This window comes from Lysinibacillus sp. NPDC096382, from assembly GCF_044762845.1.
GTDB lineage: Bacteria > Bacillota > Bacilli > Bacillales_A > Planococcaceae > Lysinibacillus.
Genome location: NZ_JBIWFC010000019.1, coordinates 90,791 through 106,563, shown reverse-complemented (window position 1 = coordinate 106,563; position 15,773 = coordinate 90,791). Strand labels below are relative to the sequence as shown.

At 33.9% G+C, this 15,773-nt stretch carries 14 protein-coding genes and 3 pseudogenes; 11 read left to right on the top strand and 6 right to left on the bottom strand.

The window, feature by feature from the left end; genetic code table 11:
• Positions 1 to 157: 157 nt before the first annotated feature.
• From ACIQZA_RS20970 to ACIQZA_RS20950, 5 genes are read left to right on the top strand one after another with little or no spacing between them, the layout of a single operon-like run.
• Positions 158 to 1,603, top strand: a complete 1,446-nt coding sequence (locus ACIQZA_RS20970) for a discoidin domain-containing protein (protein ID WP_402883602.1) — start codon at positions 158 to 160, stop codon at positions 1,601 to 1,603.
• 18 nt (positions 1,604 to 1,621) lie between these two features.
• Entirely contained in the window at positions 1,622 to 2,290 is a 669-nt protein-coding gene (locus tag ACIQZA_RS20965) for an SPRY domain-containing protein (RefSeq protein WP_402883604.1), read from the top strand.
• Positions 2,287 to 2,865 (top strand): discoidin domain-containing protein, encoded by a 579-nt coding sequence (locus tag ACIQZA_RS20960; RefSeq protein WP_402883606.1) that lies wholly within the window; start codon positions 2,287 to 2,289, stop codon positions 2,863 to 2,865. The genes ACIQZA_RS20965 and ACIQZA_RS20960 overlap by 4 nt, the downstream gene beginning before the upstream one ends.
• A gap of 46 nt (positions 2,866 to 2,911) precedes the next feature.
• Positions 2,912 to 3,688 (top strand): hypothetical protein, encoded by a 777-nt coding sequence (locus ACIQZA_RS20955; RefSeq protein ID WP_402883607.1) that lies wholly within the window; start codon positions 2,912 to 2,914, stop codon positions 3,686 to 3,688.
• 2 nt (positions 3,689 to 3,690) lie between these two features.
• The gene (locus tag ACIQZA_RS20950; protein ID WP_402883609.1) at positions 3,691 to 5,727 is read left to right on the top strand and encodes a hypothetical protein; all 2,037 of its coding nucleotides are present in this window, start codon (positions 3,691 to 3,693) and stop codon (positions 5,725 to 5,727) included.
• Positions 5,728 to 5,904: 177 nt separating this feature from the next.
• On the opposite strand, the gene yfkAB is transcribed toward ACIQZA_RS20950, so the two are convergent.
• The 3 genes from yfkAB to ACIQZA_RS20935 all read right to left on the bottom strand — a co-directional run bounded on the left by yfkAB (position 5,905) and on the right by ACIQZA_RS20935 (position 9,062).
• Entirely contained in the window at positions 5,905 to 7,008 is a 1,104-nt protein-coding gene (gene yfkAB, locus ACIQZA_RS20945) for a radical SAM/CxCxxxxC motif protein YfkAB (RefSeq protein ID WP_402883610.1), read from the bottom strand.
• Positions 7,009 to 7,555: 547 nt separating this feature from the next.
• Positions 7,556 to 8,563 (bottom strand): LLM class flavin-dependent oxidoreductase, encoded by a 1,008-nt coding sequence (locus ACIQZA_RS20940; RefSeq protein WP_402883611.1) that lies wholly within the window; start codon positions 8,561 to 8,563, stop codon positions 7,556 to 7,558.
• 73 nt (positions 8,564 to 8,636) lie between these two features.
• A complete protein-coding gene (locus ACIQZA_RS20935) occupies positions 8,637 to 9,062 on the bottom strand; it encodes a hypothetical protein (protein ID WP_402883613.1) in 426 nt (141 codons plus the stop codon).
• 215 nt (positions 9,063 to 9,277) lie between these two features.
• Between ACIQZA_RS20935 and ACIQZA_RS20930 the strand changes: the two genes are divergently transcribed.
• From ACIQZA_RS20930 to ACIQZA_RS20915, 3 genes and pseudogenes are all read left to right on the top strand, one after another.
• Positions 9,278 to 10,045 carry a TSUP family transporter gene (locus ACIQZA_RS20930; RefSeq protein ID WP_142506995.1) on the top strand — a complete coding sequence of 256 codons (768 nt, stop codon included), beginning with the start codon at positions 9,278 to 9,280 and terminating at the stop codon, positions 10,043 to 10,045.
• Positions 10,046 to 10,166: 121 nt separating this feature from the next.
• Positions 10,167 to 10,673 (top strand): annotated as a pseudogene (locus ACIQZA_RS25590) (IS66 family transposase); the annotation flags it as partial.
• A gap of 82 nt (positions 10,674 to 10,755) precedes the next feature.
• Positions 10,756 to 11,043 (top strand): annotated as a pseudogene (locus ACIQZA_RS20915) (DDE-type integrase/transposase/recombinase); the annotation flags it as partial.
• 206 nt (positions 11,044 to 11,249) lie between these two features.
• On the opposite strand, the gene ACIQZA_RS20910 reads toward ACIQZA_RS20915, so the two are convergent.
• Complete coding sequence (locus ACIQZA_RS20910) at positions 11,250 to 12,146, bottom strand: DegV family protein (RefSeq protein WP_402883616.1); 897 nt, start codon at positions 12,144 to 12,146, stop codon at positions 11,250 to 11,252.
• 167 nt (positions 12,147 to 12,313) lie between these two features.
• Here ACIQZA_RS20910 and ACIQZA_RS20905 point away from each other — a divergent pair.
• A pseudogene (locus tag ACIQZA_RS20905) lies at positions 12,314 to 12,902 on the top strand (IS66 family transposase); the annotation flags it as partial.
• 228 nt (positions 12,903 to 13,130) lie between these two features.
• Here ACIQZA_RS20905 and ACIQZA_RS20900 read toward each other — a convergent pair.
• Together ACIQZA_RS20900 and ACIQZA_RS20895 are read right to left on the bottom strand one after the other, a co-directional pair.
• Positions 13,131 to 13,817 carry a YqeB family protein gene (locus ACIQZA_RS20900; protein WP_402883617.1) on the bottom strand — a complete coding sequence of 229 codons (687 nt, stop codon included), beginning with the start codon at positions 13,815 to 13,817 and terminating at the stop codon, positions 13,131 to 13,133.
• A 43-nt stretch (positions 13,818 to 13,860) separates the two neighbouring features.
• A complete protein-coding gene (locus tag ACIQZA_RS20895) occupies positions 13,861 to 14,022 on the bottom strand; it encodes a hypothetical protein (RefSeq protein ID WP_402883619.1) in 162 nt (53 codons plus the stop codon).
• Between the two features lie 298 nt (positions 14,023 to 14,320).
• Here ACIQZA_RS20895 and ACIQZA_RS20890 point away from each other — a divergent pair, with 298 nt between their 5' ends.
• Positions 14,321 to 14,839 carry an RNA polymerase sigma factor SigV gene (locus tag ACIQZA_RS20890; RefSeq protein WP_323655275.1) on the top strand — a complete coding sequence of 173 codons (519 nt, stop codon included), beginning with the start codon at positions 14,321 to 14,323 and terminating at the stop codon, positions 14,837 to 14,839.
• Positions 14,832 to 15,713, top strand: coding sequence for an anti-sigma-V factor RsiV (rsiV, locus tag ACIQZA_RS20885; RefSeq protein ID WP_402883621.1), 882 nt, complete (start codon positions 14,832 to 14,834; stop codon positions 15,711 to 15,713). The genes ACIQZA_RS20890 and rsiV overlap by 8 nt, the downstream gene beginning before the upstream one ends.
• Positions 15,714 to 15,773: the final 60 nt, after the last annotated feature.

Sequence of the window (15,773 nt, the reverse complement as noted above, 5' to 3'; positions counted from 1 at the left end):
CCCTTATTTAACAGAAAAGTAGCAGAACTAGAGCCTATGGCAATGTCAGATAAAAGTGAGATTTTAGATGTTGATGAAATAGGAAAAGTGTTTAGTAAAACAATAGATTTAAAGAAATATTTTGATATTAGAACGATTAGAACTGAGGTGAAATAATTTGCCTAAAATAACTATTGGCGATAAAAAACTGACATTTAATAATATCTTTTATGTTGATTCAATAAAAGGCTCAGATACAAATAATGGCTCATTTTCTTCTCCTTTCGCAACAGTAAATTATGCTGTTTCAAAATGCGCTACAGGTGATGCAGTTTTTGCAAAAGCAGGTACTCATGATGTCACTAGAATTGCAGGAACATATGACTCAGGTGGACTTTGGGATGATAATAAAGCAATATCATTTATTGGTGAAAAAGGAAAAACAATATTTCTATGTGATGGAAGAAAACATAACGGTAGAGATACGCACTGTATTATGTTTAAAAATGAAGGAACAAGAGCTTATCAAATTATTTTTGATTTTCACACAGGTAATAGAACCCTTAATTACGAAACCTCTATTTGTTATGTAGATGGTTCTAGCGTTAGAGGCGAAGTACACAATTGCGTTATAAAATACAGTACAAATGTAGCGCCAAGCTTAATGTATGGAAACAGCGCTTCATCTACTATTAAGTTTGTAAATTGTGTTTTTGATGTGCAAAAAAATTTTACTAGTAGTTATACAGGAATAGGTTCAACAACGTTAGAAAACTGTATTACAAACTTCACTTTTTACGCAGAAGGAACAAGACTAAATGTATACAACCAAAGTTCCTTTGATTCAAAATATCACATCTCAAACTATAATGAAGTTAATCTAGGGATTGGTGTTTACTCAGGAATATACCGTTGGGTTGCTGATAGATATTTATTTAAATCAAAACTTATAGGATACTCTTTTGAAGATATTGAACGTAATTTCGACTTTATTTTAACCTCTGATACTTCCCCTTCCCCATTTTCTGTAAGTTCTAGTGGTGTCTATGGTGTTGCTTATCCTGCTTGGAAAGCTTTTGATAGAGATATTACAACTTCTTGGTTAGCGCCTAATGGAAGTACAACAAATCAATGGATAACTCTTAATTTTGGTAAAAAAGTAAATATTGATTTTGTTAGTATTCAAGGTATATCTTCTGCCATAACTTCTGCATATGTAATAACAGCTAATCCTAAGCATTTAAGAATACAAGGCTCTAATGATAATGCTAGTTGGAACGAATTATACTACGCTACTAGTTTGACTTGGACAAAAGAAGAAATAAAAACCTTTTCATTTGAAAACAATAAAAAATTTCAATATATAAGAGTTTTCATTGAATCTAACAATGGTGCGCCATATATAGGAGTAAGCGAGATTAGGTTTGGTTTTAAGGGGCTAAAGTCTTATAAAATACCAACTTTTTCACAGAGTAATTTATCAGATTATGGTATGACGCTTATACCTCCTAATAGAGTTGTATTTGAAGATAATCATATATTACAAGATACTGTCTCAGAAAAAAAAGATGGTCTTTTGACAACTAAACTAGATAGAAAACCATTAAGTATAGGATTTAATTAAAGAACTGAGGTGAAGTAAATGGGTGAACAAGTTTCTATCATTTCTAAATATGGTAGTTGTACAATTAACGGCTACCAAGTAGCAACAGCTAGAGAAAGTGGTGTAATAACATCTAAAGTTGTAACAAACGGAAAATGGTTTTGGGAAGTAGATATTATTAAATTTGATATTAATTATAAACATGGTCTTATAGGTGTAGCTAGTAATAACATTACTGATTTTAGAAATTCGAATTATTCATTACAAAATAACATTAGCTATGCAGATTGGGCATTCGGGTTAACTGTTATACAACCAAAATTTTTTGATGGTTTGAATATTGGTGATGTTCTAGGCGTTTTTTTAGACGCAGATAAAAAAGAAGTAATTCTTTATAAGAATGGTGTTAAAATCAACACTTTAGATGTATCTAATCTTAATAACTTTTCTCCTTTTGTAGCTACCCCTAATTCAAACGCACTTATGACTATTAAATTTAATTTTGGTAACGAAGACTTCAAATTTATTCCTGATGACTTACCAAGTGGAGCTATATCATATGATGGCTCAAAAAATTTAACTAATAGATTACTTCTTCAATCTAACAATAAAACTTTTTCCTTAGATTTTATTGACAAATGGTATGAGCCAAAAATGACCTCTAATACCTCTCCTTCCCCCTATGTTGCTAGTGCAAGCAGTATTTGAACGGTACTTATGAGCCATATAAAGCTTTTAACGGTACAAACACAGCAAATACAGATGCGTGGATAACAGTTGGTGGCACTATAAAAGGTTGGATACTATTAGATTTTGGTTCCCCTATTAGCTGTAATCAAATAAAACTAACTTCAAGAGCAGGAGATACTGCTAATGCTTGCCCAAAAGATTTCACAATAACTGCTTCAAATGATGGAGTAGTTTTTGAGGAAATATTGTCTATTACTGGACAAACAAAATGGACATTGAATGAAACACGTAAGTTTACATTTAAAAACAATAAAAAATATCGCATATTTAAATTAACAATAATTTCTAATTATGGATACAGTAGCTATAGTGCTATCGGACAACTGCAATTTGGATATAAAAGCAATAGTATAATTGAGTTACCTAATTGTTCAGTCGATAATTTTATGAAATATGGTAAAACAGCGCTATCAGAGCCTGGTAAGCCAATAACTATTACAAGCTACATTTTACAGGATGAAGTTTCAGAAAATGAGCAAGGTGTTTTAACAACTAAATTAGATAGAAAACCACTCAGCATTAGTTTTAAATAGTGCTGTTTTTTTATTTTTTTAATACAATTAAGAAAGGATTGATTAAATGAAAGAAACTTATATAGTTGATCTTTTTGATTACTATTCATCTAATGGTGCAACCATTACTGAGTTAGAAACATATCTCAATGCTAAAAAGGTGTCATATCGAGTTTTAGGTGCTTATGATTCAACAACAAAGGGTCTACCTTATTACTGGAATAATACTAGTTATTGGAGTGTAGATAAGCTATCAAATGGTAATAAAACATATACAGATAACCCAACAGGTTCAAGTTCTTCTACCTTGTTCATATATAACAACTCAGTTTCTACAGCAGGACAAGGGAATTGGGCTAGGTTCTCAATAGAAACAGATAGCAAAATAGACAAAATAATTATAACAGCAGGCTCTCCCGAAGGTAGAATACCAAGACTAATTTCTGTTTATCGTGTGAAAGGTACTTATGACTCAAGTATTTTAAGTAACAGGTCATTAGACAATTTAGAAGAAATAAAGGTGTTAACATTTAATAGCACAAATCTAACACCTATGGATTTAGTAATAAATATTAATAAAGCAAGACTATCTATTAAAAGTCCAACAACCGATGAATACTACTCACTATCAGACAATACTCTAATCTACCTACCTGACAACTCAACTAAAAACATGATTTTACATGGCATTGAACAAGGTAAAGAAATTCAATTAGATGTGCCTTTTGATAAAAAAACCTATCCTATCACAGAAGGTAAAACACTAGGAATTGGGAAAGTGTTCGAAGTAAGTAATGGACTTAAAGAAAAAATAACAAATACATTTATAAGAGAGGTGAAATAAAGTTGGAATATGTAAGTATTATACCCGAATTTCCCTCTAACAAAGGAACAACAACAGTTGAGGGATTCACAGTTCAAGCGTCTGCAAGTAGTGGAGTTAATAATCCTACTAGTGGATTTGACAAAAAAGATAATACAATAACTCGAAGTAGTATTTTGCCGAAAGTGAATGATTATATTCAAGTAATGTTTCCAAAAGGATATTCATTATCTAGATACACAATTACAGTAGGACATGAATATGATACAGGTGGAGACTTAAAAACATGGGAGTTTCAAGGTTTGGTCGATGGTGTTTGGACAATTCTCCATAGTGGTAGTCATGGAATGGTAGTAGAGACTTTAACATTTGATTTTACACCAACACTAGTAACAGGAGTTAGACTTGTTCATAAATCAAGACACAGAACCAATAGTTGGGGGTTCGTTGAGTTATCTGTTTTCGAGCTTGTGTATACTAAGAGAGTTTTAGTTGAACATGAAAATACCTATAAAACATATAATCAATCAACCTCTACTTGGGAACTAGTTTCTACAGCCTATCCAACTGAAGAGCAATTTATAACACAGGGAATTGATGCTTCTTTGGAGCAAAATATTGAAATAGTGAATGAACTAGAAAATGCAAAAATTCTATATTACACAGATAGTGATTGCTCTTACATTAAGAAAATTGATGTAGTTGAACAATTTAGTGTTTATGACTACATCGGTGAATTACCTACTGTAGTAGCTTATACAGAGTCTACAGACGATATTATCGTATCAACAACAGTAGAGCCATTTGACATCTACGATGAATTTGGTGATAGTGTTGAGGTTCTTTATTACACAGATGATGAAGCCGTAACAAATGCTGATTTAATCTTAGAGGCAAATTGGTCGCCTGTCGATGAACTTGATGATGACTTCGAAGTTGTAACATGGACTGACGAAGCCCCTGAGACAGCTCAGAGAGCGCTTGAAATAAAAGCAGTACCCAAACCTCAGTTCATCAAATTAATAAGCCCTAAACGTGTGTATGGAGCTTTAGACGATGTGTTTGTTAATGACATATCTAAATCATATCGTGATGAAGCTCGTTACTTCATAGCAGGTGAAAAAACTGACAATTGGTATGCTTGGAGTAAAGCAGAAAATAAGTTTGTGGTGACTGATGCATCTACTGAGCAAGCAATCACGAAAAATGGTATGACACAAAAAGTCTTAAATAGCATTACTGACAAGCAATGGCGCACATGGAATAGTGAATATATTAATATCGGTATATTCTTAGTAGATAATCCTCGTGACACTATCAAAACAATTGTTGAGACAGTTTCATTTGAAGACTACCTTCCTCGTAATACTACAACTATTAAGGATACAAGTCTATACATCTTAAATACCACTGCTAAGATTGATATTTCGATAGATGGTAATATTCTAAAAGGTATTTTAAGTGATGATGATTTAACTCGTGTCCAATATCGTGTCCTATTAAACAATGGTCATTTCTACCCTACTGATGGAAGCTTTACAAAGCTTGGTGAATCACCACAAAACATTGAGTTAGTAATCGGAAGTAAAGATATTAAGATTGATGATTGGAATACACTTAAAGTTGAGTTCCAAGATTTCTATGGCACTATTGATTATTGGCAAGCAAACTTCATTGGAACATATTCAGGTCTTATGTTTAAAGATATATACGGGAAATACTTCTCTAGTGAGATTGGCGAAGTTCTACAGTATCTCGACTTTGGTATTATCATTGCAGGTCAAACTACACTTGAACATGAGATTGTTCTTAAAAACCAATATGGATATGATGTTGAAAATGTGCATCTATTTGCAAATACAACAAACTTTCCTACTGGTATGACTTGTGAGTTTAGCACAAGCAACTCCCCTTTCATTCCTCAGCCTGATTTAAGACTAAGTGGTGTGCTAAAAAACAACGAAGAAAAGTCATTCTTCATTAGACTAAAAACTGAATTAGGTTCAACGCCTGACGCTAACGGTTCATTTGACATTATCGTGAGAGCAGATAAAGCCTAATCACAAAAGGTAAGTTCTACTTCCAAACAGGCACATATGCTAACAAAGCTTCCGCTAAACAATATCTTCAAAAAAAGAAAGAATTGTAAATTCTTTGCGTTGACTCAATTATTAAAACATAAATTAATTGAAATAAAAAAATCTCCTTAACGTTATTGTTTAAGGAGATTTTTTTGTTTATTTGACAGAACCACTTGTAAAGACACTATCAGGATAATACATATTTTTCACAATTATATTAGAACCTAAACATTTTACAGCAGGACAATGACAATTAATACTATTAGAAATATTTGTATCCAACCATCTATTATAAATATTCTCCAATGATTCTGTTTTGATATTACCTAATGCAGAGCCATCATCTGAGAAATCTGATACTGATATATCACCTGTGAATATATTCAAGTTCATTCGAGAGCGACCATCTACATCATTTCTTACTGTGATATTTGGTGTTTTATTAATCTTTTCTAATAAAGCTAAATCACGTTGGTCAGAGCTACAAGCATAGAATGGCAGTGTACCAAATAGTACCCATATATCCTTATTTCTAAAATCAAGGATATTGTTCACTATTTCTCTATATTCATCAAGATTTATTGTTTCTAAATTACTTGCAAAATCACTAGAATACATAGGATGAACCTCATGTCGCTTACAAAGCATTTCATTAGCAACCTCATTATGAATCTTTTCAATGTAAGGAACCGTGTTGCGATTTAACATTGTTTCTGCGGATACAAACATACCGCCCTTTGAAAGTTCTCTAGCATTATCAAAAATATTTCTATATAGTTCTGCTCTTTGTTGAACTGTTGGTTTTCTTTCCATTATTGCGAAACCTGTTTCAACAAATTCTTTTTCATCACACCAATTATGTGAAATGTGCATAACATCTAAGTATGGTGCAACCATTTCATAATGCCCCATAGGCAATGTTAAATTAGAATTTATTTGAGTTTTAATTCCTCTACTTTTTGCATATTTAAGAAGTGGAAGCAAATTGTTTCTTATTCCACGTTTTGTTAATAAAGGTTCTCCGCCTGTAAAACTCATTACTCTAAGTGTTTCTACAGTATCTAAATGTTTTATCAACTCTGATGTAGGAATAGCTTCATCTTCTTTTGTTTGCAATGTATATCCTACTGCACAATGAGCACAACGCATATTACAAAGATTAGTAGTTGTAAATTCAATATTTGATAAAGTTAGTTTTCCATGCTTATCAATATCATGATAGCTTTCCCATTCATCATATGGTTTCTCTAGTGTTTTCATAAAAAAAAATCTCCCTTTCTATCCTATGATTTTCTCATAGATAAAGGAGATTTTAAAGTGCTAGTCTATATTATCTTCTTTTCCCTAAAAATTTGAGTTCCTTTTTTTACATTTGTATAAGCACATCTTATGTTTTTTCTTCTTACCATTTGATCTTCATTTTTACAAGTAATCTTATCTTTATCCTCAGCTTTCCCAGGTGTCACCTCTTATTTATTACTTTCATTTTAGCACGGACGAACTACTAACCCTCTTTTAAACACCCAAAATATATTTTGCTATTCTTAAAATCATAAAGTTCTTTAAAGAACTACACCTCCCTCAATTACAAGGTTCTTCATAAACAAAAAAAGTTTAATCAAAAAGCCATGCTCACATAGCGAACATGACTTCTTTTTATTATTTTCCACAAAACTTCTTTTTCCCAATATACATGGTGAATTGATTATTTACTGTACTCTCTTTTTCATGATTCATAGAATTCTTTCACTAGCAAATTCGAAGCTATCCTTGTTGATTAATAGGTTTTACATAAGTACTCCCGCCACTAATCCTGTGTGGTTCCTATTAATTCCTTTGCAATTAATTTGAAAGTATTCATGCGACTTTCTAATGCATATTGATTGCAGTTTAGCATCACTTCGTCAAATCCATAAAGCTCTTGCTCTGCTACTAAAAATTCAGCGACTTCTTTCGGTGTTCCGACCAGATTGGCTTTTCGATTATTGGCAATTGTCATTTTATCCAACTCCGTAAGTGGATAATCCTTTGCTTCCTCGGGTGACATCGCTTGAATGATTTGTCCCTTCATGAGATGGAGACGTGTAATATCAATCGGTTTCGCCAAATATTCCGCTTCCTCTAACGTATCTGCAACTGTCGCAGCATAAGTAACGATAATTTGTGGCTTCTCCATATAATAGGAAGGTATAAAGTAATCTCTATACGTATCAAATATATCCTTTGACATATTGCCAGTGAAAAATTGTGCATATGAATAACCTACACCTAATCGACCTGCCTGCATAGCGCTTTGACCACTTGATCCAAGTAACCAAGCTTCAGGTAATTGGATATTCACTGGTGCCGCAATTACTTGATCATAGACATCTTCCCCTGTTTTTTGATTATTCATCAGTTTTAATATTATTTCGAACTTATCGTATTGCTCTGTAAATCGTTGTCTCCGTCCCTCTGCTAGTGCATAAATAGAGGCATGATCACCACCAGGGGCTCTGCCGACGCCGAAATCAATACGATTTGGCGCCAAGCCACTTAATGTTTTAAAAACCTCGGCCAACTTATATGGTGAATAGTGCATCATCATAACGCCTCCAGTACCGATTCGAAGACGTTTTGTTTTTGCTGCTAAGAAAGCAGCTGTAACTTCGGGAGCTGAACTTGCCAGTGAATGACTATTATGGTGCTCTGCTAACCACATACGATGATAGCCAAGCTCTTCACCTAAAAGCGCTATTTGTTCTGTACGCTGAAAGGCTTCCTCAGCAGTATGATCTTTTGGAATAGGCATTTGATCTAAAATACTTAATCTCATTAAAAACACCCTCTCTGTCTAAACACTCCCCTCTACTGTAATATAGGAAAATCTTTTTACAAAGCAAAAGACCTTACTCATAGGCTAACCGCTTTGAATGCCATGTTTCATAAACCATACCAATAAGCAACCGGGTTTGTACGGGACTCAATACGACATCATTAAATTTCATTGCATAAGCAGTAAATTTCTTTGTTTGTTCATCCACTACGAATTGTAAAATGGCATGCCCTTTCTCACCTTCAAATGTAATATCACCTGATAATTCGACAACATGCTCACCTGTTTTTGCTTGGTAATACCGCCAATACGGTTCAAAAAATGCGTAATTAAATGCATTACGAACAGATACATCTGAAAAATTCCTCAAATATCCTTCTTTTACTATATCGATATATTCATTATCAGTTATATCTTTTTTGGCATTATATACATATCCGACAAGTAGCCCCATAAACACAACACAAATAAATACTCTTATATGATTCCCTAAACTCAAATGCTATCACGTCCCCTTTACGCAAAAAACATCATCACCTACATATTACATTAAAAAATACACACAAAGTAGAATATTTTTGTTTTTTGTAGAATTTTAAAATATTTAAAAATATCTAATTGTCAAAATTATTAGAGAAATACAATTTAAGCTATTTACAGTCCCGTTTCATTTCGCTACTATCAAATTATTATTATAGAAAAGAGATGACCACCGTGCCTTTCGATTTAGATGTAAACATTTTACTCATTCTTATCTTTTTTGGCTTTCTAGCAGCATTTATTGATTCTGTTGTAGGAGGCGGCGGACTTATTTCATTACCCGCACTTATGTTTGTTGGTCTTCCACCATCTGCAGCCGTGGCTACCAATAAATTAGCGGGCACTATGGGGTCATTAACGAGCACCATAACATTTTATCGCTCTGGAAAATTGGATATTAAAGCCGTTTATAAATTGTTCCCATTCGTTTTTATAGGTTCCATGATTGGTGCTTGGATTGTCCATCTTATGGACCCAAGCGTTCTAAAGCCGCTAATGCTTGTGATGCTCGCAGCTGTGGCTATTTATACTATTTTCAAAAAAGACTGGGGTAGCGTTTCTACCTATAAAAAATTGACGCCTAAACGTTACACATTTTTCGTAGTGATCATTACCTTAATCGGCTTCTATGATGGCTTTTTAGGGCCAGGAACAGGCTCGTTTCTACTGTTTGCCTTTTTAATAGTTGGCTTTGACTTTTTAAAATCAGCAGGCAATGCAAAGTTTTTGAATTTCGGAAGTAATATCGCCGCCCTTCTTATGTTTATATACTTAGGGCAAATAAATTATGCCTATGGTTTACCAATGGGACTTGCGCAAATTGCTGGCGCTATTGTTGGTTCTAAATTTGCCATTAAACGTGGAAGTGGATATGTACGTAATTTATTTATCGTTGTGACAATTCTATTACTTTTAAAAAATACATATGACTATTTTTCATGATTCTTTAGTAAGCCCGTAATCAAATAACGCATATAAATAACCAGGCATCTCCGGTACGATAAATGTATCAATTAGAGGAGGTGCTTCTTTATGTCAACTACCAAACTAACAATTGTCCCTCGGGCAAATTGGCGTGGATTACTGTGATCAACTATATCACTTAGAACGTCAATTCAAGCATCTTTCACCAGGTAAACGCCGAAAATCACGGCAAAAACATTCAAAGCCGATTGTAGAGAAATTCTTAAAATGGGTGGATGAATCACCTTTCTTCGGAAAAAATGCCTTAGCCAAAGTTGCGGAATACACATTAAATCGTGTACATGGATTAAAAGCTTTTCTGTTCGACGGTAGGATTGAAATCGATAATAATCCGGTTGAAAATGCGATTCGTCCAAATGTGATTGGTCGTAAGAACTGGCTTTTCTCTGTTTAGTGAAGCAGGCGCTAAAGCGAATGCCATCTGTTTAAGTTTGGCTGAAACGGCAAAAGCAAACGGCATCGATTTCTATCAATACCTAGTGACGCTAATGACAGAATTGCCAAATTTACCGATTCACCAGCAGCCAGAGATTTTAAATAATTACATGCCTTGGTCGAAAAAATCCAAGCCACATGTACAAACTAGCCATCTATCCGAAAAAAATTAGGATAGATCGCCATTCGTCGTGTGTACCGAAAAGGTGCGCTTTTTTTATATTTTGGGCTTACTCTATATCGGAGAAAGTGTAGCGCAAACAATTGATTCTACACAAGATACGTCATTCGTTTTGGATACTTTATATCAATTACCTGATTTACCGCAAGGCTGCATCTTGCATAGCGATCAAGGTTCTGTGTACACATCATATGCGTATCAAAAATCAGTCAAAGAAAAAGGAATTACCATAAGCATGTCCCGCAAAGGCACGCCCACTGATAATTCCCCAATTGAAACGTTCTATCTCGACGGAATCTACCGCACGACAAATGCGCATATGATTCAAATCGTCGAAGACTAAATTACCTATAATAACAATATCCGTATTCAAACAAAATTTAACAGCCAGTCCCCCATACCTGAATGAAAACACTGCTATCATTCAAAAAATAACGTTACATCTGCCAGTTTACTTAAGCTAAAATGCTCTCTGACTGTATAATAGTTGGTTTATAGGAATTTCGCAACTTCATGTACCTACAATAATTTAGATTACAATTATGTTTATATAGTAACTAATTCAGCTTTCTTTTTCTTAAGTGGTGCAAACTCTGTTAGACGTACCCAACTTAAACCAAGCGTTCCTTCACCTGCATGAACCGCTACACAAGCACTTAGTGGTAATACGGAGAAGTTTATGTGCGGATATTCGTTCTCTAAAGCTTTTTTCCAAGCGGTTGCGCCTTCTTCATCATTACAGTGAATAATTGCAACTTCAGGGATAATACTTTTTTCTAGATCTGTATTTAAAACATTTTGTACATATGTTTTAGCTCTAGTCGTAGCGCGTACTTTTTCTTTCATAACGGGCTTCCCATCTTCAAATGATATGACAACTTTAATATTCAACAAGTTACTTAAAAATGCTTGAGTCCCTGAAACTCGACCACTTTTATGTAATTGTGATAAGTTAGCCGGAATAAATGAAAGCTCACTGTTATCTGCCATCTCATTGATTCTTTCAACAATATAGCCAGGTTCAAAACCTTCACGCTCTAACTGCTGACCGAGTTTAATCATTTTCATCATCGGAAATGACCCGATTTTTGAATCCACTGGATATACTTCAAATTCAGCTTGACCAGCTGCTGTGAAAGTGCTTTGATAAGTGCCCGAAAGATGTTGAGAGGTATGAATTGCAATTGCACATGTATACCCTTGTTCTTTTAATGATTTATATAAGTCTACAACTTCACCAATAGTAGGTTGTGATGTCTTTGGATTTTTTTTAGCATTTCGTAGCTTTTCGTAAAACTGATCATGTGTCATATCAACAGTTTCGCGTAAAGCCCCTTCTTCGAACACTATATTAAGTGGTAATACGTGAATTTGATTGTCCTGTACGAACTTTTCATCTAACAATGCTGCTGTATCTGTAACCCATGCAATTTTCTTTCCCATTTAAAAGTAATCCCCTTCATCTATCGTAGAATATTATTCATTTTATCTTATGCAACTATACACAGATAAGATCATCATGAGTAGTGATATTTATAATACTGTATTTATTTTTTTACAATCTTCGACATTATTTCGACAATATTTGCGATAAAAATAGCATTTTATAAGCATACGGTAAGCTATCTAATATTTCATTCGCTAATTGTTGGGCGCATTTACGACGTTATTGGCTGAAAGCCGATAGCAAAAATGGGAAAATCGGCTTGGATTACTGTGATCAACTGTATCGCTTAGAACGGCAATATAAGCATCTCTCACCAGGAAAGCGTCGTAAAGCACAGCAAAAGTAATCAAAACCGATTGTCGAAAAGTTTCAGGAATGGGTAGATAAATCGCCTTTCTTCGGAAAAAACACCTTGGAAAAAGTTTCCGTAAACACATTAAATCGTGTACATGGGTTAAAAGTTTCTCTGTTCGATGGTCGGATTGGAATTGATAATAATCCAGCTGAAAATCCGATTCGTCCTAATGTGATTAGCCGAAAGAACTGGCGTTTTTCTGTGAGTGAAGCTGGTGCTAAGGCGAATGCACTGCTTGAGTCTGGCTGAAATAGCAAAAGCGAATGGTATCGATTTCTATCAATATTTAGTTAAACTAATGATGGAGCTGCCGAATTTACCGATCCATCAGCAACCCAAAATTTTAAATAAATACATGCCTTGTTCGAAAAATATCCAAGCCACATGTGCAAAATAGCCATCTATTCGAAAAAAATTTCAGATAGATGGACATTCGTAGTGCGGTCCGGAAAGGTGCGCATATTTTTTATATTTCGGGCTTACATTCTTTATAACTTTAAAAACGAAATAAAGCGGTGCAATTATATTAATTGCACCGCTTTATTGGTTTTGTAGATATATTGTTTTACAATGGTCAATTCTCAATTTTTGAATAGGCCATTTACTCTTCACTTTTCTTTGTCGTTTATCGATAATATTGACTTTTATTTTTTTCTTTTACAGATACTCTTAGCTTCCAAAGCTCTTTAGCTAACTGAAATACTTCTTCATCATTCCCATCTTCAATCGCTACTTTTCTTGCTTTTAATAGAGCATTTGCAGCAGGTGATAGATCAGGACAATCCAACACCCATTTTTTATAATCTTCTATAAAAGGTGCTGTATCACTCCAAACATAATGATGTTTTAAAAATGCAGCACCAACTGTATTTCTATTAAGCTCTTGTTTATATCGAAACAGCTCTTTCTCATCGTTACCTAATAATACTATTTGCTTTCCATCTATAAATACAAGTGAAATATCTTCCTTTTTTAAGATAGTTTCATCATCTCTAAGTTTTAACATAACTTTCTCATCGTAAATAGTCATTTCTAAGCTTTCATGAAAAGAAAATAATGTCACCATAATTCCCGCAAACAATCCAAGAACTATTGTGATAAAACCTACCCATGCTCCATTATAAGATGCAATTAGATTTAAAGGCCCTTGAAAGAAAGGTATCCATGGTAAAGTATTAGCCCATTTAGCAATACTCGGAAGAAACCAACCAAGCACTAAACCGAGAAGTGGGAAACCAAGCCACAAAATCCCTTTATCGGCTTTGGAAAAATTCAACAATGTATAATTATTATCCAAACTTTTATTCATCATTTCACCTTTATTTACTTAATATTAGGTAAATAATAACACTAGATTAATATACTGTCAAAACGATTTGTTGTTTGCTACTCGTATTACCCCCTGTATAGATTTGGCACTCTCCTAGAAACCCACCAACAGTTATTTCAATAATTTCAGAAGCTCTACTTCCTGCTTCAAATAAAGACTGCTCAACGACACTTCCAATTACACCCAACTCATTTTTTCCCCTTTCTAAGTAATAGCAAAAGGTTTATAATTTGCTATGATTTTTCGCCAAATTAAAATGGACGGTAAAGTGAAACTTTAATCTGCGGAGGTTTTCTTCATTCCCACTGATTGTTAGTCTTCACTATTGGGTTTTACGGATAATTAATGCTAGATAAATTACTAATTATTTTCCTTTGATGTTAAAAAAATAAGATAATTTTTTTATACTATCAACTTTTTTTCCCCTTTCACACGTCTAGTAGTTGTATACAATTTGAAAATGTTATAAAGGAGCTTCTTTGGACATGAAAACAAGAAATGCATTTCAACATGAAGAGGTGTTTGTCCAGTTAATTCGTGAACAGAAAGAGCGTTTTTATTTGCTCGCGTATAGCTATACGAAAAATGAACAGGACGCACTTGATGTCGTACAAGACAGTATTCAAAAAGCAATGCTTTCTCTAGATCGACTAGAAAATGTCGAGTATATGAAAAGCTGGTTTTACAAAATCGTCGTACGTACATCTATAGATTTTTTACGTAAGCATAAACGTTTACAAGTAACAGATGATGATACATTGCAATATTTAACACCTGCACAAGAGGATGTCTACGAAAACGTTGATTTAGAACATGCGTTAGAAGACTTACCTGTAATGTACCGTGAAGTTGTTATTTTACATTATTTCGAAGATTTAAAACTCGCTGATGTTGCAAATATTCTTAACATTAAGCTGAGTACTGCTAAATCACGTCTTTATAAAGCGCTAAAACTATTGAAAATACAGTTGGAAGATGTGAAGGGAGAAACAGCACATGGATGAAAAATTAAAAGAATTAGAAAAACAATATAATGAGGTATCTATTCCAAAGGAGCTTGATTTTGTGGTTGAAAACGCATTAAAACAAGGTAAAAAGAACAGAAAAAAAAGAGCACCACAATGGTTACTTGGATCTGCGGCAGCTGCAATGCTTTTTACAGCTGGTTTAAATGTCAGTCCTGCAATGGCACGAACACTTTCAGATATTCCTGTTGTTGGTAGTGTCGTAAAAGTCTTAACTTGGACTGAATATGAAGTAAAAGAAGAGACATACGATGCAGACATTAAAGTACCTTCTATTGAAAACTTAGAAAATAAAGATCTTGCTAATGCTTTAAATGAGAAATACCGTTCAGAAGGTAAAGCTCTTTATAATGACTTTATTACCGAAGTTGGTGATTTAAAAGCTAACGGTGGCGGCTTTTTAGGCGTAGATAGTGGCTACGACGTAAAAACAGATAATGACCAAATCTTGTCGATTGGTCGTTATACTGTCAATATTGTTGGATCTTCTTCTACAGTCATGCAATACGATACGATTGATAAACAAAATGAAATTTTAATAACACTGCCAATGCTATTTAAAGACGATCGTTATATTAAAACGATCAGCGATAACATTATCGAACAGATGCGCAAACAAGCCGCTTCCGACTCAGATAAAGTATACTGGGTAAAAGGTGCAGGTCATGTAGAGGTTACGGACAACTTTACAACTATTAAAGCAGACCAGCAATTTTATATTTCTGACAAAGGGAAACTTGTGATTTCCTTTGATAAATATGAAGTGGCACCAGGCTATATGGGCGTAGTAGAATTTGAAATCCCAACAGATGTCCTTAAAAAGGATCTTGTAAGCTCTAATTATATTCATTAATCATTTGCAATAAAGTGAAATTTTAATCCGTGGGGGTTTCTATACCCACGGATTATTAAT